The 20,087-nt window shown below is 57.8% G+C and carries 20 protein-coding genes; all 20 read right to left on the reverse strand.

The genetic code is table 11. The features are described 5' to 3' along the window. Nucleotides 1-93 precede the first annotated feature (93 nt). On the reverse strand, nt 94-468 hold the full coding sequence (locus tag BMZ79_RS06180; protein WP_090638724.1) for a TIGR02530 family flagellar biosynthesis protein: 375 nt from the start codon (nt 466-468) through the stop codon (nt 94-96). Then, complete coding sequence (locus BMZ79_RS06185) at nt 461-952, reverse strand: flagellar hook capping FlgD N-terminal domain-containing protein (RefSeq protein WP_090637631.1); 492 nt, start codon at nt 950-952, stop codon at nt 461-463. The genes BMZ79_RS06180 and BMZ79_RS06185 overlap by 8 nt, the downstream gene beginning before the upstream one ends. 62 nt (nt 953-1,014) lie before the next feature. Then, nucleotides 1,015-2,409 carry a flagellar hook-length control protein FliK gene (locus tag BMZ79_RS06190; protein ID WP_090637633.1) on the reverse strand — a complete coding sequence of 465 codons (1,395 nt, stop codon included), beginning with the start codon at nt 2,407-2,409 and terminating at the stop codon, nt 1,015-1,017. 41 nt (nt 2,410-2,450) lie between these two features. After that, the gene (locus BMZ79_RS06195) at nt 2,451-3,356 is read right to left on the reverse strand and encodes a MotE family protein (RefSeq protein ID WP_090637635.1); all 906 of its coding nucleotides are present in this window, start codon (nt 3,354-3,356) and stop codon (nt 2,451-2,453) included. Between the two features lie 56 nt (nt 3,357-3,412). Next, nucleotides 3,413-3,859 (reverse strand): flagellar export protein FliJ, encoded by a 447-nt coding sequence (gene fliJ, locus BMZ79_RS06200; protein ID WP_090637638.1) that lies wholly within the window; start codon nt 3,857-3,859, stop codon nt 3,413-3,415. Nucleotides 3,860-3,868: 9 nt separating this feature from the next. After that, entirely contained in the window at nt 3,869-5,203 is a 1,335-nt protein-coding gene (gene fliI, locus BMZ79_RS06205) for a flagellar protein export ATPase FliI (RefSeq protein WP_090637640.1), read from the reverse strand. After that, entirely contained in the window at nt 5,193-6,008 is an 816-nt protein-coding gene (locus tag BMZ79_RS06210; protein WP_090637641.1) for a FliH/SctL family protein, read from the reverse strand. The genes fliI and BMZ79_RS06210 overlap by 11 nt, the downstream gene beginning before the upstream one ends. Further along, nucleotides 6,001-7,011: a flagellar motor switch protein FliG gene (gene fliG / locus BMZ79_RS06215; RefSeq protein WP_090637643.1), complete on the reverse strand. Its 1,011-nt coding sequence runs from the start codon at nt 7,009-7,011 to the stop codon at nt 6,001-6,003. The genes BMZ79_RS06210 and fliG overlap by 8 nt, the downstream gene beginning before the upstream one ends. Nucleotides 7,012-7,022: 11 nt before the next feature. Continuing rightward, nucleotides 7,023-8,588 (reverse strand): flagellar basal-body MS-ring/collar protein FliF, encoded by a 1,566-nt coding sequence (gene fliF / locus BMZ79_RS06220; RefSeq protein WP_090637645.1) that lies wholly within the window; start codon nt 8,586-8,588, stop codon nt 7,023-7,025. Between the two features lie 43 nt (nt 8,589-8,631). Beyond that, nucleotides 8,632-8,943, reverse strand: coding sequence for a flagellar hook-basal body complex protein FliE (gene fliE, locus BMZ79_RS06225; RefSeq protein ID WP_371263636.1), 312 nt, complete (start codon nt 8,941-8,943; stop codon nt 8,632-8,634). 26 nt (nt 8,944-8,969) lie between these two features. Beyond that, nucleotides 8,970-9,419, reverse strand: a complete 450-nt coding sequence (gene flgC, locus BMZ79_RS06230) for a flagellar basal body rod protein FlgC (protein WP_090637647.1) — start codon at nt 9,417-9,419, stop codon at nt 8,970-8,972. A gap of 2 nt (nt 9,420-9,421) precedes the next feature. Beyond that, entirely contained in the window at nt 9,422-9,832 is a 411-nt protein-coding gene (flgB, locus tag BMZ79_RS06235) for a flagellar basal body rod protein FlgB (RefSeq protein ID WP_090638728.1), read from the reverse strand. Nucleotides 9,833-10,079: 247 nt separating this feature from the next. Continuing rightward, nucleotides 10,080-10,850, reverse strand: a complete 771-nt coding sequence (gene codY, locus BMZ79_RS06240) for a GTP-sensing pleiotropic transcriptional regulator CodY (RefSeq protein ID WP_090637649.1) — start codon at nt 10,848-10,850, stop codon at nt 10,080-10,082. 32 nt (nt 10,851-10,882) lie between these two features. Beyond that, nucleotides 10,883-12,292 (reverse strand): ATP-dependent protease ATPase subunit HslU, encoded by a 1,410-nt coding sequence (gene hslU, locus BMZ79_RS06245; RefSeq protein ID WP_090637651.1) that lies wholly within the window; start codon nt 12,290-12,292, stop codon nt 10,883-10,885. 46 nt (nt 12,293-12,338) lie between these two features. Then, nucleotides 12,339-12,884, reverse strand: coding sequence for an ATP-dependent protease subunit HslV (hslV, locus tag BMZ79_RS06250; RefSeq protein ID WP_090637653.1), 546 nt, complete (start codon nt 12,882-12,884; stop codon nt 12,339-12,341). 177 nt (nt 12,885-13,061) lie between these two features. Then, complete coding sequence (gene trmFO, locus BMZ79_RS06255; RefSeq protein ID WP_090637655.1) at nt 13,062-14,411, reverse strand: FADH(2)-oxidizing methylenetetrahydrofolate--tRNA-(uracil(54)-C(5))-methyltransferase TrmFO; 1,350 nt, start codon at nt 14,409-14,411, stop codon at nt 13,062-13,064. Between the two features lie 35 nt (nt 14,412-14,446). Then, the gene (gene topA / locus BMZ79_RS06260) at nt 14,447-16,552 is read right to left on the reverse strand and encodes a type I DNA topoisomerase (protein ID WP_090637657.1); all 2,106 of its coding nucleotides are present in this window, start codon (nt 16,550-16,552) and stop codon (nt 14,447-14,449) included. A gap of 26 nt (nt 16,553-16,578) precedes the next feature. Next, nucleotides 16,579-17,694, reverse strand: a complete 1,116-nt coding sequence (gene dprA / locus BMZ79_RS06265; RefSeq protein WP_371263638.1) for a DNA-processing protein DprA — start codon at nt 17,692-17,694, stop codon at nt 16,579-16,581. 166 nt (nt 17,695-17,860) lie between these two features. Next, the gene (sucD, locus tag BMZ79_RS06270; protein WP_090637659.1) at nt 17,861-18,790 is read right to left on the reverse strand and encodes a succinate--CoA ligase subunit alpha; all 930 of its coding nucleotides are present in this window, start codon (nt 18,788-18,790) and stop codon (nt 17,861-17,863) included. 57 nt (nt 18,791-18,847) lie between these two features. Continuing rightward, nucleotides 18,848-20,008, reverse strand: a complete 1,161-nt coding sequence (gene sucC, locus BMZ79_RS06275; protein ID WP_090637660.1) for an ADP-forming succinate--CoA ligase subunit beta — start codon at nt 20,006-20,008, stop codon at nt 18,848-18,850. Nucleotides 20,009-20,087 lie beyond the last annotated feature (79 nt).

The following is a 20,087-nucleotide window of genomic DNA, read 5'->3' on the forward strand; positions in this document are numbered from 1 at the left end:
CGATTCGGAATTGCGTCGTGCGGGCGAATCGTTCGTTCGGGCCGCTTCCTTCGATCCGCGGCCCGCGGCTTCCTGGCTGCAGGTCCGGCCGCTTTACGACACGATGACCGCGCTGTCAATCTGGGTGAACACGTTGCCTTGCATGGAGTTGCCGTCCATGGCCGTCACGACGGTCCGGCTGGGTACGTTGACGATCATGGCGATGTCCCGGTACACGACCAGCGAATCCTTCGCGCCTTTGGCGGCGGCTTGGTCGATGGCTTGGCCGATCTTGGTCAACGCGTCCGGCTTGAGCGTGATGCCCCGTTGGGCGATGCGCTGTTCGGCGTGATGGCTGAAGTTCAGGACGGTGCGGTCCAGCACGTCTTTAAATGAAGCGTTGCCCGCCGCGCCGTCGGTTTGCGCCGGCTTGCGTATCGGCGCGCCGGCCGTCAAGCGCAAATGGCCGATTTTCATGACGTCATCCATTCGCGGCTTCACCGCCTTCGTCGCCGCCATCGCTTCCGTTGCCGGCTCCGCTAGCGTCGCCGATCGATACGATGTCGTCCAGGCTGACGTCGGCGTCGCCGACGCGCGCGTACTGCGCATGGTCTTTGATGATGATGGAGTCGACGATGCCGTTCTTCGGAATCATCTCGCCCGTATCCGAGTAGTCGTACCATTCGACGTTCTTGCCGATCATCGAGGAGGCCATCCCCAGATTCTGGCGAAGCGCCGAAAGCTGGTCCGCCATGTTCACGAGCTGCTCGACCGATGTGAACTGCGCCATCTGCGCGATGAAATCCTTATCCTGCAGCGGCTGCATCGGGTCTTGGTTCTGCAGCTGCGTTACGAGGATTTTCAAGAAATCGTCTTTGCCCAACGATTCGTCCGCCGGCTTGTTCGCCGCCTTCTGCACGTTGCTCGAGCTGTAATAAGGCCACACATTGGTAGTGGATGCGCGATCTCCCATTGGTTCGCGTCACCTCCGTTCCTTGGAGTTGGCGCTAAGCGCTGCTTGTCAGCGGATATCGGTTAAGCGATCGTATGGATGCCTCTTCCGAGGCCCAAATCCCGGTCGACCGCTTGCTGCGTCGTGACGGTTTCGAGGTCGGACGAAAAGTCGATTTCGTCGATCGCCTCGCCGCGGGACTTGTTCCGCTTCGGCGCGTCGTGTTCCTGGCCTTGATGGCCTTGGCGCTGTTGGAACGGATTGCCGCTCTGTACCGCCGACTGCGAGACGACCAGCTTGTCGACCTGCAAGCCTTGCGATTGCAGCGCGGAGCGCAATTGCGCCAGCTGGGTCTCCAGCATGTCCTTCGCCGATGCGGTGTCCGTGACGAACTGCGCGGTCAGCGTGCCGTTATGCACGGAAATAGTCACGTTGACTTGGCCCAGATGCTCCGGAAACAGCGTCAGCAGCGCTTGGGAAGCGCCGTTCTCGCCCGCGGTCACGTTGAACTGCTTCACGACGAGCCCTTGAATCGTCCCCGCGAACTGTTGGACCGGCACCGGCTGCGAGACGACCGTCTTCGGAAACGCCGCGGTCATTCGCGGCAGTTCGAAGGCCGCGCCGGCAGGCAGCGTGGCCGAATCAGGCGCTTCCGGGACCGCGCCGGCTTGCGCTTCTACGGCACCGTCGCCCTCCGGCTTCCGCGACGCGTCCAGCACGCTCGCATGGAGCATGCGATGCGCCATGCGCTGAAGATGGATGCTGGCTTGCGGCGCGGCGTCCTGCGATGTCGTCGTCAGCGCGCTGACCATGTCGGCCGAATCCGCGACGCTTGCTCCGTTATCCGCGGACCGCGAGGCGGCAGTGGCATCCGCCTTCGGCGACTTGCCGCCGAGCAGCGCTTCGAGCGCCGTCAGTTCCTTGCCGATCAGCGCGAGCTGATCCCGATTCGTCGGCGCTCCGTTTGGCTGCCGAAGCAGCTCGCCGAGATCCGTCAACGCTTCCTGCAAACCGGCTTTCAGCTCATCGCTATCCGGCGCGGCTTCTACCAGCGTATTCGCGGCCGGTTGCTGCGGCATCGGTATACCCGCGAGCAGGCTGAGCAAATTATCCAACTGCTGCAGCGCATCGCCCAAATCGGCGTTCGAAGGCGCGTCTGGCGGCTCGTCGTCCGTTTGCGGCTCATCGGTCTTGCCGCCCTCGGTCAACCCCAGCTGCCGAAGCAGCGCTTCGATCGCCTTCAGGAGATCCGCGGCCGATCCATGCTCGCCGAGCGGCGAAGCCGGCGTCCCCGGCGCGTTGGCGACGCCGGAAGCGGTCTCTCCGCCGGGCTGGGCGTTCGTCCCTTTCCCCTGCGCGCCGGTCATCGTCTGCGCGAAGGCCCGATTGAACTTGACGCCATCCGAGCCCTTCGCCGTGGACGCGTTTCCGGCTGCCGGAGCAGGCGAGGGAGAAGCGGCGGTTATCGGCATTTGCATATGTTTCACCTCCTTTCGACGATGGCGTAAAGGCGGTTTCCTTACTTGCCGACCATAAGATTCGATACCAGCTGCGCGGTAACGGCTTTATTCGCCGTCGACATCTCCGCGATGATTTTCGAGCGGGAGGCGTCGCTTACGGCGTTCAAGATGCGCAGCACCTTGCTCGGGCTGACGTCGGCCATTTTGAGCAGCAGGTCGGCCGCGCTTTTCGGATCCATCGCCGAGAACGTCGCGTTCAGCTGCGTCGCGCTCAGCACGGACTCCGATTGCGTCGAAGCGGCTTCCTGCTTCTTCACCCGCGCTTGCAGCGCCGCGATCTCGCGGTCCTTCGCCGTCTTCGCGTCCTTCAGCATGACCGCCGCGTCCGCCGCTTTCGCCGGCGTCATCTTGGCGAGAACGTTCGCCCGCTCCTCCGGCCGCATCGCGTCCAGCACGAGCACCGCTTCGGCGGTTTCCATGCTCTCCATGATCGGTGCCGCTTTGCTCGGCGTCATCGTGCCGAACATCGAAGCCAATTCGCCGATCTTGCTCTGATAAGCCGCATCGTCGAGCGCCTTGTCGGCGTTCGATTGCTTCAGCTGGTCCACCTGCTGCTGAAGCTCCTTGACCGAGCCGTTCAGCTTCTCGTTCTCCGCGGCCGTCTTGCTCAGCTCGGCTTCCTTCGCGGTCAGTTGCGATTGAAGCTCGGCGATCTTCGCCGTCGCGTTGGCCGACTTGACCGTCTCTTCGTCCGCCGCCTGTCCGTCCTTCGCGGCCGGATCGGGCAAAATGCGGTTCAAGAACGGAATGTCGTTCCCGATCTCCAGCGCCTTGTTCCGCAAATTAAAATTGAACAACGTGACGAGCACGCCGAGCAGGATGAGCGTAAACAAGATCGGCGTCACGAAAAACATGAACCGCTCCATACCGCTGTAGCCTTGCTTCTCCATTTCCAAATCTGACATACTAGGTCCCTCCCTCGGGCATCGGCTCCCGATTCGCGCAAAGGCTTCCGTCCTTGTTAAGGCGCCGCGTACATGAAACGTACGGAAGCGAGCTCGTCCGATTCATGCTGTTCCTTCACCGTCATCTCGGCCATGAACCGCTTATGCGCATGTTCTTTCGTCTTCAGCCATACTTTTTCGTCTACCATCCGGTCCGACAACGTCTTTCTGCCCGCGTCCACGGCCGATTCCGCCTTTTTCACGTCGCCGATTTTGCGGAGAATGCCGTCGTCCAGATAATCGATGTACGTTTGGATCGTCATGATCTCCGAGAGCGATACCGCGCGAAGCGATGCGTTCTGCAGCTTCTCGCTCCAGACGGCGCGTTCGGATTGCAGCTGCCGGAGGCTCTGTTCTTCCTGCGCCAGCTTGCCGACGACCACGGACAGCTGCCATTCCGCCTGCGATTTCTCGCTTGTTTTCAAATCGACGATCTTCTGGTAGGCATAGTGAAATCGAGCCATGGATCAAGTTCAACTCCCGTGATGGATGTAAAATTCGTCGATCAGCCGGTCGCGCGACGCGTCGTAATCGATCTTCTCGTTCGTCTTCTGCGTCGCGTAGGACCGGATGAGATCGTTGGCTTCGATCGCCTGATCGATTTTTTCGTTCGAACCCCGCTGGTACGCCCCGATATTGATGAGGTCTTCCGAATCTCTATAAATGGCGAGCAGCCGCTTCAATTCGTTGGCGGCATCCTGCTGTTCTTCCGGCACGATTTCTTTCATGACCCGGCTAATGGAAGCCAGAATGTCGATGGCGGGAAAATGGCCCTTGTTCGCCAGCGCCCGGCTGAGCACGATATGGCCGTCCAAGATGCCGCGGACCGCGTCCGCGATCGGCTCGTTCATATCGTCGCCGTCGACGAGCACCGTGTAGAAAGCGGTAATCGTTCCCTTCTGCCCCGTCCCGGCCCGCTCCAGCAGCTTCGGCAGGGCGGCGAATACGGAGGGCGTATAACCGCGGGTCGCCGGCGGCTCGCCGATGGCCAGCCCGACTTCGCGCAGCGCCATCGCATAGCGGGTGACGGAGTCCATCATCAGCATGACGTTCATGCCGCGGTCCCGGAAATATTCCGCGATCGTCGTCGCGATCAGCGCGCCTTTGATTCGTATGAGCGCCGGCTGATCGGACGTGGCGACGATGACGACGGAGCGCGCAAGCCCTTCCGGACCGAGGTCTTTCTCGATAAACTCAAGCACTTCGCGGCCGCGCTCGCCGATCAAGGCGATGACGTTGACGTCCGCGGACGTATTCCGGGCGACCATCCCGAGCAGCGTGCTCTTGCCGACGCCGGAACCGGCGAAGATGCCGACGCGCTGGCCTTGCCCGACGGTCAGCAGGCCGTCGATGGCGCGGACGCCGATGCTGAGCGGCTCTTTCACCCTCGGACGCATCAGCGGATTGTTCGGCTGATTGTGCGTCGAGTGGTGCGGCATCCGGCTCGGGATATGGGAACCGTCAAGCGGCTGCCCCAACCCGTCCAGCACCTTGCCGAGCAGCTCGGAGCCGACCTGCACGGTGAGCGGCTTGCCGGTGCCGACGACGTCGCAGCCCGGACCGATCGATTGCAGCTCGCCGAGCGGCATCAGAATGACTTTGTTGTCGCGGAACCCGACGACCTCCGCTTTGAGCGGTTTCGACGATTTCGCGGGGTAGATCAGGCACACGTCGCCGATGCTGGCATCGGGGCCTTCCGATTCGACGGTCAGTCCGATGACCTGCGTCACCTTCCCGTTTACGCGAACGGAATCGATCGGCCGCATATGCTCGATATAGCGTTCGGCGTCCAACCGGTTAGGTTTCATCGTCGCCGCCTCGCTCTTCCGCCTGCAGGGCAAGCTGGATCAGCTCGCGTTTGATCTCGGACAGCTGCGTGTCGATCCGGGCGTCGATGCTTCCGAACGAGGAGCGAATGACGCACCCGTAAGACTTGACGGACACGTCCGGAACGATCTGCAGCTCGGCTTGGGAATCGATGACGAGCGACAGCTCTTCGCGCGCGGCCTGCACGTAGGCCAATTGCTGCGGCGAGACGCAGAGGGTGATTACGCCTTGCTCGCGGCGCCGTTCCAACGCTTTGCGTATCATATCGAGCGACCACGCCGGCTCGACGGTCAGCTGCTTTTGTATGATTTTCTCGGCGATCGCCGCGCTGAGCGCGACGACGAACGGCTCGGCTTCCTGAATGATCTGTTCCTTCGTTTCGTAGGACGAGTCCAGGATCGATCTGGCTTCCGTCAGCATCGCTTCCCATTGGGCGCGCACTTCGGCTTCGGCCCGGGCCTTGCCTTCCTCGAACCCGAGCGCGTGGGCTTCGCCGCGGATGCGTTCCATCGTCTCCTCGTCCTGCAGGCGCTTCTCCAGCCACCATTGGTCGATTTGCGCGGCGGCTTTCGCGAACAACGTTTCGATCTGTTCGCCGGTCTCTTGAAGACGCTGGTTGGCGAACGCCTCGGCATCGCCGAGAATTTGGTCGCGGAGCGTAACCGTTTCGGCGCTCGGCCCGGCAGGCGCTTCTGGTTCGGCCGGTTGGACGTAGCGGTTATACCATTCAAGCCGTTTTAAATCTTCGACCGAGATGACGTTCGTCGATTTATACAACTTAGACAATGATGTCATCCCCTCCGCCGCGGGCGATGATGATTTCGCCGGACTCTTCCAGCCTGCGGATCGTCGCTACGATGCGCGTTTGCGCTTCTTCGACGTCGCGCAGCCGGACGGGACCCATATATTCCATTTCTTCCTTGAACGTCTCCGACATGCGTTTGGACATGTTCCGGAAAATCGCTTCGCGCACTTCTTCGCTGGCGACTTTGAGCGCAAGCTGCAGGTCGGCGTTCTCGATGTCGCGGATAATGCGCTGAATGGAACGGTTGTCGATGTTGACGATATCCTCGAACACGAACATCCGTTTTTTGATTTCTTCGGCCAATTCGGGATCTTGGATTTCGAGCGCGTCCAAGATCGTACGCTCCGTCCCGCGGTCGACGCCGTTCAAAATTTGCACGATTGATTCAATACCGCCCGCGCTGGTGTAATCTTGGGTAACGGTCGCGGACAACTTCTGTTCCAGCACGCGTTCCACGTAGGAAATGACCTCCGGCGACGTGCTGTCCATCAAGGCGATGCGTCTCGCGACCTCCGCCTGCTTCTCCTGCGGCAGGGACGACAAGATTTGCGAAGACTGATCCGGCTGCAAATACGAGAGCACCAAAGCGATCGTCTGCGAGTTTTCGTTCTGGATGAAGTTCAAGATTTGCCCGGCATCCGCTTTGCGCGCGAAATCGAACGGGCGAACCTGAAGCGTCGCCGTCAGGCGGCCGATCACTTCCATCGCTTTCTGCTCGCCGAGCGCTTTCTCCAGAATCTCGCGGGCATACGTGATGCCGCCTTGCGAAATGTATTCCTGCGCGACGCAGATTTGGTGGAATTCGTTCAAAATCGTTTCTTTGTCGAGGGTGTCGACTTTGCGCACGTTCGCGATTTCGAGCGTGAGCTGCTCGATTTCCTCTTCGCGCAAGTGCTTGAAGATTTGCGCCGATACTTCAGGACCTAGAGAAATTAGCAAAATGGCTGCTTTCTGCCGACCGCTGAACCCTTGTAATTTCGCCATTCCGGCCACCTCTATTCTTCAACGAGCCAAGTCCGGAGCAAATTCACGAACTCTTCCGGTTTGCGCTTGGCGAGCGTTTCGAGCTGCTTGCGAACTTGACTTTCGTTTTGGACGCTATCGAGATCGATCGTCGGGTACTCGACTTTGCCCGGCGCCGCGGCCAGCTCTTCGACGAGCTCCGCTTGTTTCCTGCGGCGGACGACGACGTAGCCGAGACCGCCGATCATCGCGAGCGCCGCGAGGCCCAGGCCGATCAGCCAGCCCGTCGACAGTCCGGAAGACGCCGCGGCTCCGCCGTTGTCGATAAAACTTTGAGCCATGACCGAAACTTTTTTGTCGATCAGCGCGTCATTATTGACATCTTGTCCGGACTCGATCAACTGGGACCGAACGAGCGACGTAAGCACGTTCGTCATCTCCGTTTTCGCTTCGGCACTTAACTTTGATTTTTCTACGCCGATACTAATAGAGAGATCTTTAATGACGTACGGCCCGGACTCGATTTGAATGTTGCTCTTGTTGTAATCGTAATTGGTCGTCCGGCTGTTCTCCTCCGAGCTTCCGCCCGTGGCGGTATCCGCCGTATAGCCCGGCACGTCGGTCGCGCCGGTGCCGGCGACGCCGCCAGCCGAGCTTCCGCCCGTCGCGGATTTGGACGAGGTCGACTCGCTTAGGACGATGCCGTTATTGTTGTTGTTCTCGAGCGGAGATACGAGCTGCTGGTCCGACTTCTTCTTATCGAAGTTGATGGAGCTGGAGACGTTCACGACCAAATTGTCCATGCCGACCATCGGCGCCAGGAACGATTGGATCTTTTGTTTCAAGTCGTTTTCATATTTGCGCTGAATTTGATAATGCGTCTCCAGCAGATCGCCTCCGGCACCCGCGCCGCCGACATCGCCGGATGCGAGCAGTTCGCCCTCCGGACTGGAGATCGTAATGTTTTCCGGTTTGATGTTCGGGATTGACGTTTTAACGAGATTGTAGTAACCGTCGACTTCTTTCTGAGTCGGCCGGTACCCCGGGCGAAACGTGATCATGATCGACGCGGACGCTTGTTCCTTCTCCTCCGTCGTCATGAACGGCGTCGATTCCGGCAAGTTCACGAGCACGTTCGATTTTTGCACGCCCTGCATGCCGTTCAGCAAGCGCTGGACTTCCCCGTTCAGGGCGCTCCGGTATTTCACGTCGAATTCGCGGTCCGTCGAACCGAACATCGAGGAGCTGTCGTTGAAGGATTCGAAGCCGATGGAACCGTTGCGGACGATGCCCTGGGACCCCGCCTCCACTTTCACTTTCGCGGCGTCGGCCGTCGGTACCGATATCGTCTGGCCCGCGTCGGACAGCTTATACGGAATCTTGCCGGCATCCAAATACTCCATGACCGCGGCCGCATCCGTGCTGTCGAGATCGCGGAACGCGACTTCGTAATGCGTCTTCGAAAACAGCACGGTCAACAGGATGATCGTCAGGATCAGGATCGCGGCGGACGCCCCCAGCCAAATCTTCTGTCTTTTCTCTAGTACGTTCCAATACTGAGCGACTCTCGCTCGATATTGGGCAAATTTCTCGTTCACGATTCCACCTCACTGTTAGCTTCTAATGCTGGGAAAGAGGCCATTAGATTTGCATCCGCATGATCTCCTGGTAGGCTTCAATCACTTTGTCGCGGATTTGTGAGGTAAGCTGCAGACTGAGTTCGGCTTGCTGGCTCGCAACCATGACTTGCGACACATCGACGTTGCCGAGCATATATTGATCGTTCATCGTATGTACGTTTTGTTCCTGGGCGCTTACGCCGTCAAGCGCCTTTTGCAGGAAATCGCCGAATGTTTTTGTAATGTCGGACGGCGAAGAAGTACTAAGGCCGTTCGATTCGGCCGGTTTGACGGTCTGGAGCTGCACCGGATTGAACGTCATCGGGTTAATCAACTGTAATCCCTCCGCGGTTTCTCTGTTTACTTGCCGATTTCAAGCGCTTTGACATACATGCTCTTCGTGGCGTTCAGCGCCGTGACGTTCGCCTCGTAGGAACGCGAAGCGGAGATCATGTCCACCATTTCCTTCAGGACGTCGACGTTCGGCATCTTTACATATCCATTCTCGTCCGCTTCGGGATGCGTCGGATTATAGACCAGCTTGGAAGGGGTCGTATCCTCGATGATTTTCGAAGCTTTCACGCCCGGCGCCGATGCGGAACCGTTCATTTGGCTGTTCAAGGCGTCGGCGAACGATGTCGAACCCGGTTCAAGCACGACCATTTTGCGTTTGTAAGGTTCATAGCGTCCGTTTACGTATGAAGCTCTAGTCGTTTCTGCATTCGCGATATTCGAAGAAATAACGTCCATGCGGAGGCGCTGAGCCGTCAGCGCCGAAGCGCTGGCGTCGAATCCGTTAGTCAATCTCATCATCAGCTTCTCCCTTGGATCCCGATGCGCATCATTTTCACATCATGGCTAATCTGCTGTACATAAAAGTTGTAATTCAGTTGATTTTTGGCGAGAAGCGACATTTCTCGATCAATATCGACATTGTTGACGTCGTTATTCATGACGCTCGTCTCGTCGGTCACGACCTGAGTCTCTGGCACTGCCGCGGATAGGCCGATCGGAATATGCCTTGGATCCGTGCGCTTTCCGCTTAATTGAAGCGTTCCCGAGCCCATGCTCTGCTCTAACAGCTCTTCGAACATGACGTCGGACCGCTTGAATTTTGGCGTATCTACATTTGCGATATTGTTGTTTATGACGCGTTGGCGCATTTCCGATGCATTCAGCGCGCCCTGTAAACGACTGAATTCCGGGCCGTTCAACAAATTCACCAAAAAACCCCACTTTCGAGTGCTTGTGTTGTTAATATTCAACAGAATCCTTCGCATTCCTTCTTCGTTCGACAAAGAATTATTAAATTTATGAGAGCTTCTTGTCGAACAAATCTGCCAATCTAATCTTCCTCAACTTCCTAAATTATTACAATAAGAAAAAAGCCCTATCTTTGTCGAAGATAGGACTTAAAAAGGGGCTATTTGTACTGGTTTCGGAATGAAAATGTAATGAAAATTTAATACTTTAGCTTTTGTTTTTTTTCAGCTCCTGGAGAAGCTGCGCATTCAAGATCCGGATATAGGTCCCTTTCATACCTAAGGACCTGGTTTCGATCACGCCGGCGCTTTCCAGTTTTCGCAGCGCGTTGACGATGACCGACCGGGTGATGCCGACGCGGTCCGCGATCTTGGAGGCGACCAGCAGTCCTTCCTTTCCGTCCAACTCGTCGAAAATATGCTCGACCGCTTCCAGCTCGCTGAAGGACAGCGATCCGACCGCGACCGCGACGACGGTCCTGCTTCTCGCTTCCTGCTCGATCTCTTCCGCTCGCTCGCGCAAGATTTCCATGCCGACGATCGTACTGCCGTACTCCGCCAAAATGAGTTCGTCGTCGCCGAACGGCTCGGAGCTGCGAAGCAAGATCAGCGTGCCCAATCGATCGCGGCCGCCTACGATCGGGACGACGGTCATAATTTCTTGGGCGCCCATCATCGGGAACGACTCCGCGATGCCGCTGTCGGATTTCACGTTCGTCGCCGTTTCCTGCATGTTCATGAAACGGTCGTTGCTCTCGGGAGACAAGCGGAGCTCGCCGGCTGGCAGCGCCCTCAGCTGCTCGTGCTGATAAGGCCCCGCCGCCGCGGATCCCAGTACTTTCCCTTTGCGGCTGACGACGAACACGTCGGCTTGAATGGTCGTACTCAGAACCTCCGCCATCTCCCGGAAGTTGAGCGCCCCTCCGGCCGCGCGCTGCAGCAGCCGGTTGAGCGTTCTTGTCTTTGCCAATAAAATCATTGCCGTTTGCCTCCTACTTTCCTGTCCGTTCCTTACAGTATATATTGACTCAGATCGCGATTTTTCGCAATATTGCCCAGCTTCTCGCGCACGTATTCCGGCGTGATGGTCATTTCTTCAAGCGACAGCTCGGGCGCTTCGAACGACAGATCCTCGAGCAGCTTCTCCAAAATGGTATGCAGTCTGCGAGCCCCGATATTTTCGGTGTTTTTGTTCACGTCCGCCGCGATCGAAGCCAGCTCCCGCACGGCTTCGTCCGAGAACGTGATTGTAATGCCCTCGGTTTCGAGCAGCGACGTGTACTGCTTCGTCAGCGCGTTCTTCGGCTCCGTCAAAATCTTTACGAAATCCTCAAGACTCAAATTCGTCAATTCCACCCGGATCGGGAACCGGCCCTGCAATTCCGGAATGAGATCGGAAGGCTTCGCCATATGGAAAGCGCCGGCCGCGATGAACAGCACATAGTCGGTCTTGACCGGACCGTACTTCGTCATAACGGTCGAGCCTTCGACGATCGGCAAAATATCGCGCTGTACGCCTTCGCGGGAAACGTCCGGACCGGAGCCGCGGGACGAGCTTGCGACCTTGTCGATCTCGTCGATGAAGATAATGCCCGACTGCTCCGCCCGGTTAACGGATTCGGCGATGACGTCGTCCATGTCGATCAGCTTGTTCGCTTCCTCCTGGGTGAGCGCCTTGCGCGCCTCCTTGATCGGCAGCTTCCGCTTCTTGGAGCGCTTCGGCATGAGCTGGCCGAACAGCTCCTGCATGTTCGCGCCCATGCCCATGCCTTCGTTGCCTTGTCCCGCCAGCATGTCGAGCATGTTCGGCGAATTGTCTTCGACCTCGATCTCAATGATCTCGTTTTCAAGCTTGCCGGTCGCCAACTGCTCCTTGACCTGCTTGCGTCGCTCTAGAACCGACGCGCTTTCTTCCGGCTCCGCTTCCGGTTCTTTAGACCCGGAGGAAGAGTTGCCGAACAGCATTTCCAGCGGGTTTTTCGACGACTTGGCTTTTACGGACGAAGGCACCAGCATCGCGACGATCCGTTCGTTCGCCATCGCTTCCGCCTTGTCCTTCACCTTCTCCGTCTTCTCCAGCTTGACCATGCGGATCGCCGTTTCCACGAGGTCGCGGACCATTGATTCGACGTCGCGCCCAACGTAGCCGACTTCCGTGAACTTCGTCGCTTCCACCTTGACGAACGGCGCATTGACCAGTTTGGCCAGCCGTCTCGCGATCTCGGTCTTGCCGACGCCTGTCGGCCCGATCATGAGTATGTTTTTCGGTACGATTTCGTCGCGAATCGCTTCATCCAAGCGGCTGCGGCGATAGCGGTTGCGCAGGGCGACCGCGACGGACCGCTTCGCTTGCTTCTGGCCCACGATGTATTTATCCAGCTCGGCGACGATCTGTTTCGGTGTCATAGCTTCGTTTGGCATCTCGAATCCCTCCGATTTACGTCCAAATATTCCTTATACTAGCAGTCTATTCGATTTCTTCCACAATAATATTCCGATTCGTAAACACGCAGATGTCGGCCGCGATTTCGAGCGCCGATCTCACCATGTCCTTCGCTTCGAGCTGCGGCGCGTGCTGACGGATGGCTCTTGCGGCCGCAAGCGCGAAGCTGCCGCCGGAGCCGATCGCGAGGATGCCGTCGTCCGGTTCGATGATCTCCCCGCCCCCCGAAATAAGCAGCAGTCCCGTCGCATCCATGACGATCATCATGGCTTCCAGCTTGCGCAATACGCGGTCCGAACGCCAATCTTTGGCCAGCTCCACCGCCGCGCGCTGCAGGTTGCCGTGATGCTCCTCCAGCTTGCCTTCGAATTTCTCGAACAGCGAAATCGCGTCGGCGACCGATCCCGCGAATCCGGCGATGACTTGGCCGCGGTAAAGTCGCCGTACTTTCTTCGCGCTGTGCTTCATGACCATGCTGTTCCCGAACGTCACCTGGCCGTCGCCGGCAATCGCGCCCTTCCCGTTGTGGCGGACCGCGCAGATCGTCGTAGCATGAAACTCCATATTCATCGTAAACCCTCCTTCATCGAAATGGACCAAGCATGAACGGCTATGTATGTCGGAATAGAGAAAATGCTAATCGTGGAAATAGCTTGATTTTTGAAAAAACTTCAAAAAAAGTAAACAGCGGCCGCTTGTCGTTCGTTGCTGCCGCTGTTGGCTTATCCTGAACCGCATGCTTTGCGGTTAATCGTACAGCGCTTCGGTTTTGCCGGCGTCCGCCAGCTGCGACTCTTTGAACCGAGCCAGCTGCTCGAGCGCCCGGTTAGCGATCGCGTCGTTCTTGTCCTTCTTGCTGCGCATCCGCTTCTCGAGCGGCGGGAAGAGGCCGAAATTAGCGTTCATCGGCTGGAAATGCTTGAAATCCGCCGTCGTAATGTATTGCGCCATGCTGCCGAGCGTCGTATCTGCCGGGAAGACGACGGGCTCCAAGCCCTTCGCGACCCGTCCGGCGTTGATCCCGGCGATGAGCCCCGATGCCGCCGATTCGACGTATCCTTCTACGCCGGTCATTTGGCCGGCGAAGAACAGATTGTCGCGTTTGTTCGTCTGGTAGGTCGGCTTAAGCAACCTCGGCGAGTTAATGAACGTATTCCGGTGCATGACGCCGTACCGCACGAATTCCGCGTTTTCCAAACCCGGAATCAGGGACAGGACGCGCTTCTGCTCGCCCCACTTGAGATGCGTCTGGAAGCCGACCAAGTTGTACAGCGTGCCTGCGGCATTATCCTGACGCAGCTGCACGACCGCATGGGGCAGCTTGCCCGTATGGGGATTAATCAGTCCGACGGGCTTCATCGGCCCGAACAGCACGGTCTGCTTGCCGCGGCCCGCCATGACCTCGATCGGCATGCAGCCTTCGAAGTACTGCTCCTTCTCGAATTCCTTCACCTCGGCCGTCTCCGCCGTAATGAGCGCGTCGTAGAACCGTTCGAACTCCTCTTCCGTCATCGGGCAGTTCAGATATGCCGCCTCGCCTTTGTCATACCGGGAGGCCAAATATACTTTCGACATATCGATGGAATCCTTCTCGACGATCGGCGCGGCGGCATCGTAGAAATAAAAATATTCTTCGCCGAGCAGCCCTTGAATTTGCGCCGAGAGACGCGGGGCCGTGAGCGGCCCGGTCGCGATCAGCACGATTCCGTCGGTTGGGATTTCCGTCATTTCTTCCGTACGCACGTCGATCAGCGGATGTTCCTTCAGAATCCGCGTCACGTCGCCGGAGAAGCCGTCGCGATCGACGGCGAGCGCGCCGCCAGCCGGAACGGCGTTCCGGTCCGCGCAATCCAAGATGAGCGAGTTCATGCGGCGCATTTCTTCTTTCAATACGCCGACCGCATTGGTCAATCCGTTCGCGCGGAGGCTGTTGCTGCATACCAGCTCCGCGAATTGGTTCGTATGGTGAGCCGGCGTTTTGGTAGCCGGCCTCATTTCGTAAAGCGTAACCGGCACGCCTTGCGAGGCGATTTGCCAAGCGGCTTCGCTGCCCGCGAGACCCGCGCCGACGACCGTAACACGTTGCACTTCAGACACTGCGTTTACCTTCCTTTCAATTCCGAAGCCTTCCTCTACAATTCAGCGGATTCCGGCTCTTCCACCACTTCTTCGTTATGTTCGCATTGGGTGCAGACGAGCTTCGCGCCGCTTCGGTTGCGTTTCTCGACCATGAGCCCGCCGCAATTCGGACACGGCTTGCTCGCCGGTTTATCCCAGGAGACGTAGTCGCATCCCGGATACTGGTCGCAGCCGTAGAAGTACCGTCCCTTCTTGCTGCGCCGCTCGATGATTTTGCCGACTTTGCATTTCGGGCAAGCGACGCCGATGTCTTTGACGATCGGTTTCGTATTCCGGCATTCCGGGAAACCGGAGCAAGCCAGGAATTTGCCGAAACGCCCCATTTTGAAGACCATATGCCGTCCGCATTTCTCGCAAATTTCATCGGACACTTCGTCCTGCAGCTCGACTTCCTTCATTTCCTCTTCGGCGACCTCAAGCCGCTTCTCGAACGAATCGTAGAAATTGCCGAGCACGCGGACCCAGTCCACTTTGCCGTCTTCCACGTGGTCAAGGTCTTCTTCCATATGAGCGGTAAATTCGGCATCCAAAATTTCAGGAAAAAATTCCTCCATCATTTGAATGACGAGCTCGCCAAGCTCCGTCGGAATGAACCGTTTCTCTTCCATCGCGACGTAACCGCGCTTCTGGATCGTCTCCAGCGTCGGCGCGTACGTACTTGGCCGGCCGATGCCGATTTCCTCCATCATGCGGACGAGACGCGCTTCGGAATACCGCGGCGGCGGCTGCGTGAAGTGCTGCTTCGGCTCGACGGCATCCGCCGCAATCGATTCCGCGACGGCGAGCGGAGGCAGGAACTTCTCTTCGTCGGCCGCGCCTTCGTCATCGCTGCCTTCCACGTAAATCTTCATGAAGCCCGGGAATTTCACCTTCGACCCGACGGAACGGAAAATGGCGCCGTTGCCGACGTTGAAGTCGACCGTCATCGTGTCCAGCACCGCCGAAGACATCTGGCTCGCGACGAACCGCTCCCAGACGAGCTTATACAGCCGGAATTGATCGCGGCTCAAAAATTCCTTCACCGTTTCGGGGTCGCGCAGCACGGATGTCGGCCGTACCGCTTCGTGCGCGTCCTGCGCGTTGCTGTTCTTCTTGGCATACACGCGCGGCTGTTCCGGCGCGTAGGTCGGTCCGTACTTCTCTTCGATATAGCCTTTCGCTTCTTCTTGCGCGACCGGCGAGACACGCGTCGAATCCGTTCTCATGTAAGTAATGAGACCGACGGTGCCTTCCTTGCCCAAATCGACGCCCTCGTAAAGCTGCTGCGCCACGGACATCGTCTTGGACGCGCGGAAGCCAAGCTTTCGCGCCGCTTCCTGCTGAAGCGAGCTCGTCGTGAAAGGAGCCGCGGGATTGCGCATCCGTTCCTTCTCTTTCACTTCGCTTACGGTAAACGGAGCGGATCCCATCGCGTCCAGCACCGTCTGCATTTGCGCTTCGTTGCCGAGTTCCAGTTTCTCGCCGTTCAGCCCGTAGAACTTGGCTTCGAACGCCGTGTTCCCTTTTTTCAGCTGCGCGGTGATGGTCCAATATTCTTCCGGCACGAACGCGTCGATCTCGTTCTCGCGATCGATGATCAGCTTCACGGCAACGGACTGCACGCGGCCCGCGGACAGCCCTTTTTTGACTTTCTTCCATAATAGAGGGCTGATTTTGTAGCCGACGAGCCGGTCCAAGATCCGGCGCGCCTGCTGCGCGTTCACCAGATCCATATTGATCGGCCGCGGCGTCTTGAACGCGTCTTTTACGGCCTGCTTGGTAATCTCGTTAAATACGACGCGGCACGTATCGCTCTCGTCGATCTCGAGGTAATGCGCCAAGTGCCACGCGATCGCCTCGCCTTCGCGGTCGGGGTCAGCCGCGAGATAAACTTTTTTTACTTTTTTGCTGGCATCTTTCAGTTCCTTCAGGACACTGCCTTTGCCGCGAATGGTAATATATTTGGGTTGAAAGTCGTTTTCGACTTCGACGCCGATTTGGCTCTTGGGCAAGTCACGGATATGACCCATCGACGCTTTGACGATAAATTTGTTGCCGAGATATTTGCCGATCGTTTTTGCTTTCGCCGGCGACTCGACGATGACCAATGAATCCGCCATGGCGTGCCCTCCTCTCCGCTTATTCGTTACAATACACTATATATGGAACCGGGATGCTGTTCAATCTTCCGTTTTATAGTTAAATTTATCAGAACTGAATGCAAAAGTCCAAACGGGAAGCCCGAGAGCTCGTGCAGCTCGTCCGTCGTGCGCGCTTCTTCCCGCAAAAAACGATAGATCAACGCCTCGTTTTCGTCCAGCGCGACGTCTGCTTCAACCGCGGTTCCGGCCTTGTCCGGACTAGCCGTACGGCCGAAATCAAACAGCCCCTCGTACTCCTCGAGAATGTCCTGAACCGATGCCACGAGCTTCGCGCCTTGCCGAATCAAGCCGTTCGTACCCGCGCTCTTCGGAGACGAGACCGGCCCCGGAACGGCGAAGACGTCTCTCGACATGTCCAGCGCTTGATCCGCCGTGATGAGCGACCCGCTACGCTCGGCGGCCTCCACGACAACGGTGCCGTGCGACAAACCCGCGATGATGCGATTGCGCTGCGGGAACAACCCGGGATGAAACGGCGTGTTCGGCGGAACCTCCGAGACGATCAGCCCTTGGCTCGCGATTCGCTGGTAGAGCAGCCGGTTCTCGGCGGGATATACGCGGTCTACCGGCGTCCCCAGGACGGCGATCGTGCTGCCGGCGCCATTCAGCGCTCCTTCGTGCGCAAGCGCGTCTATGCCGCGCGCAAGGCCGCTCACGACGGTAACGCCTCTCTCCGACAGCCCTTCGGCCAGCGAAGACGCCGTCTTCCTCCCGTAAGACGTCGGCCCTCTCGTGCCGACGATCGCGATCGCATGCCGCCTCAGCAGTTCGGCGCGACCGATGAGATAAAGCACCCAAGGCGGCTGCGGCGATTCTCGGAGAAGTTCCGGGTAGTCATCGTCGAAATAGGTCAAGTAGGATATCCCCCGCTCGCACGCTTGCAGCCGGCGTCTAACGGGATCAACGGTTGAAAACGCATTCGTTAATGCCAGCGCCTGTTCCGGCTTCAGCCCGACGGAGCTGATCCATGCTTCCGGCTTGAAGCGTTCATAATCCGGCCATTGGCCGCTTTCGACGGCCTTGCGTACCGACTTCCAGCCGACGGACGGCGTTTCGTGCAGCGTGATGAGCGCTTCCGCTCTACGATTCAATTCGTTCATTGGAATGTCCCAGCCCCTTAAGGACCCGCATCCTATTTTGCTTGAGGCATCAACAGAATGCAAGCCGATTTTTGCAAAACAATAAAAAAAAGCAACCTCTCCGGCCCGTCAAGGGGTTGGAAAGGTTGCTTACCTTCTAGAATGGACTATGCGATTCAAGCGAACGTTAGTGCGTTTTGCACTTCTCGAGCATGCCGCGCTCTTCAAGCACGCTGACGAGCGTGGAGCCCATTTCGGACGGCGTAGGAGCAACGCGGATGCCGCATTTCTCCAGCGTCGCGATTTTTTCGGCAGCGGTACCTTTGCCGCCGGAAATGATGGCGCCCGCGTGGCCCATCCGTTTGCCCGGAGGCGCCGTTGCGCCGCCGATGAAGCCGACGACCGGTTTCGTCATGTTCGCCTTGATCCACTCGGCCGCTTCTTCTTCCGCGGAGCCGCCGATTTCGCCGATCATGATGACCGCGTAGGTGTCCGGATCATCGTTGAACATGCTCAGGATGTCGATGAATTCCGAACCTTTGACCGGGTCGCCGCCGATGCCGACCGCGGAGGATTGTCCGATGCCGCGGGTCGTCAGCTGATGAACCGCTTCATATGTAAGCGTTCCGCTGCGGGATACGACGCCGACGTGGCCTTTCGTGTGAATATAGCCCGGCATGATGCCGATTTTGCATTCACCGGGCGTGATGACGCCCGGACAGTTCGGTCCGATCAGACGCGTTTTGCGGCCTTCCATATACCGCGTCACTTTGATCATGTCGATGACCGGAATGCCTTCGGTGATGCAGATGACGAGATCCAGCTCCGCGTCGACGGCTTCCATGATGGAGTCTGCCGCGAAAGCCGGCGGTACGTAAATGACCGATGCGGTCGCGCCCGTCTTGGCGACGGCGTCCGCCACCGTATTAAAGACCGGAAGCGATACGACCGATCCGTTTTCGAGCGTGATATCGACGTTTGTGCCGCCTTTGCCCGGCGTTACGCCGCCGACCATTTGCGTGCCGTAATCGAGTGCGCCTTTCGCATGGAACAATCCCGTAGCGCCAGTAATGCCTTGGGTAATGACTTTCGTGTTTTTGTCTACCAAAATGCTCATCGAGACTCACATCCCCTAAATGAATTCGTGTGCCGCCAAATCGCGACAATAGTTAACTTACTTCACAAGCGCGACGATCTTCTGAGCACCGTCGGCCATGGAGTCCGCAGCCACGATGTTCAGTCCGGATTCGTTCAACATTTTTTTGCCGAGCTCGACGTTCGTGCCTTCGAGGCGAACGACCAGCGGACGGTCGAGACCAAGCTCTTTCGCCGCGGAAATGACGCCGTCCGCGATGATGTCGCACTTCATGATGCCGCCGAAAATATTAACGAAAATGCCCTTAACCTTCTCGTCGGAGAGAATGATTTTGAACGCTTCCGTTACTTTTTCTTTCGTAGCGCCGCCCCCTACGTCCAGGAAGTTGGCAGGGTCGCCGCCGTAATATTTGATAATGTCCATCGTCGCCATTGCCAGACCGGCGCCGTTGACCATGCAACCGATGTTGCCGTCGAGCGCGATGTAGCTCAGATCGAATTTGGATGCTTGGATTTCCTTCTCGTCTTCCTCTTCCAGGTCGCGCAGTTCGACAACGTCCTTATGACGGTACAGCGCGTTGGAATCGAAGTTCAGCTTGGCGTCGAGCGCCATGACGTTGCCGTCGCCCGTTACGACAAGCGGATTGATTTCGGCAATGGAGCAGTCCTTGTCCACGAATGCCGCATACAGCGAGAGCATGAACTTGGCCGCTTTGTTGACGAGCTCGTTCGGGATGTTGATCGCGTAAGCGAGCTTGCGCGCTTGAAACACTTGAAGTCCGACGGCAGGGTCGATGACTTCTTTGAAGATTTTCTCCGGCGTGCGCGCCGCGACTTCTTCGATCTCCGTGCCGCCTTCTTCGGAAGCCATCATGACGATGCGTCCCGTTACGCGGTCCACGACAAGACCGATGTAGTATTCCTTCTTAATGTCGCAGCCTTGCTCGATGAGCAGGCGTTTCACTTCTTTGCCTTCCGGTCCCGTTTGATGCGTGACCAGTACTTTGCCAAGGATTTGGCTTGCGTACTCGCGCACTTCGTCCAAACTTTTCGCGACTTTGACGCCGCCGGCTTTACCGCGGCCGCCCGCATGGATTTGCGCTTTCACAACGGTTACGGGCGTGCCCAGCGATTTTGCCGCTTCAACAGCCTCGTCCACGGAGAATGCCACTTTGCCTTCCGGCACGGCAACCCCATATTGCTTCAGCAATTGTTTACCCTGATACTCATGGATATTCATTTACGAAAATCCTCCTATCCGCAGTTAAATCCTACGTATGTACACAAAACCAATAAGTATTGTAACACGATTCGATATG

This window comes from Paenibacillus sp. UNC496MF, assembly GCF_900113915.1.
Lineage (GTDB): Bacteria > Bacillota > Bacilli > Paenibacillales > Paenibacillaceae > Paenibacillus_Z > Paenibacillus_Z artemisiicola.

Excerpts from the sequence above, each read along its gene's own strand:
- BMZ79_RS06180 (WP_090638724.1), bottom strand. The coding sequence starts at position 468 with ATGGATGACGTCATGAAAATCGGCCATTTGCGCTTGACGGCCGGCGCG.
- BMZ79_RS06185 (WP_090637631.1), bottom strand. The coding sequence starts at position 952 with ATGGGAGATCGCGCATCCACTACCAATGTGTGGCCTTATTACAGCTCG.
- BMZ79_RS06190 (WP_090637633.1), bottom strand. The coding sequence starts at position 2,409 with ATGCAAATGCCGATAACCGCCGCTTCTCCCTCGCCTGCTCCGGCAGCC.
- BMZ79_RS06195 (WP_090637635.1), bottom strand. The coding sequence starts at position 3,356 with ATGTCAGATTTGGAAATGGAGAAGCAAGGCTACAGCGGTATGGAGCGG.
- fliJ (WP_090637638.1), bottom strand. The coding sequence starts at position 3,859 with ATGGCTCGATTTCACTATGCCTACCAGAAGATCGTCGATTTGAAAACA.
- fliI (WP_090637640.1), bottom strand. The coding sequence starts at position 5,203 with ATGAAACCTAACCGGTTGGACGCCGAACGCTATATCGAGCATATGCGG.
- fliG (WP_090637643.1), bottom strand. The coding sequence starts at position 7,011 with ATGGCGAAATTACAAGGGTTCAGCGGTCGGCAGAAAGCAGCCATTTTG.
- flgC (WP_090637647.1), bottom strand. The coding sequence starts at position 9,419 with ATGAGATTGACTAACGGATTCGACGCCAGCGCTTCGGCGCTGACGGCT.
- codY (WP_090637649.1), bottom strand. The coding sequence starts at position 10,850 with ATGATTTTATTGGCAAAGACAAGAACGCTCAACCGGCTGCTGCAGCGC.
- hslU (WP_090637651.1), bottom strand. The coding sequence starts at position 12,292 with ATGCCAAACGAAGCTATGACACCGAAACAGATCGTCGCCGAGCTGGAT.
- hslV (WP_090637653.1), bottom strand. The coding sequence starts at position 12,884 with ATGAATATGGAGTTTCATGCTACGACGATCTGCGCGGTCCGCCACAAC.
- topA (WP_090637657.1), bottom strand. The coding sequence starts at position 16,552 with ATGGCGGATTCATTGGTCATCGTCGAGTCGCCGGCGAAAGCAAAAACG.
- dprA (WP_371263638.1), bottom strand. The coding sequence starts at position 17,694 with ATGAACGAATTGAATCGTAGAGCGGAAGCGCTCATCACGCTGCACGAA.
- sucD (WP_090637659.1), bottom strand. The coding sequence starts at position 18,790 with ATGAGCATTTTGGTAGACAAAAACACGAAAGTCATTACCCAAGGCATT.
- sucC (WP_090637660.1), bottom strand. The coding sequence starts at position 20,008 with ATGAATATCCATGAGTATCAGGGTAAACAATTGCTGAAGCAATATGGG.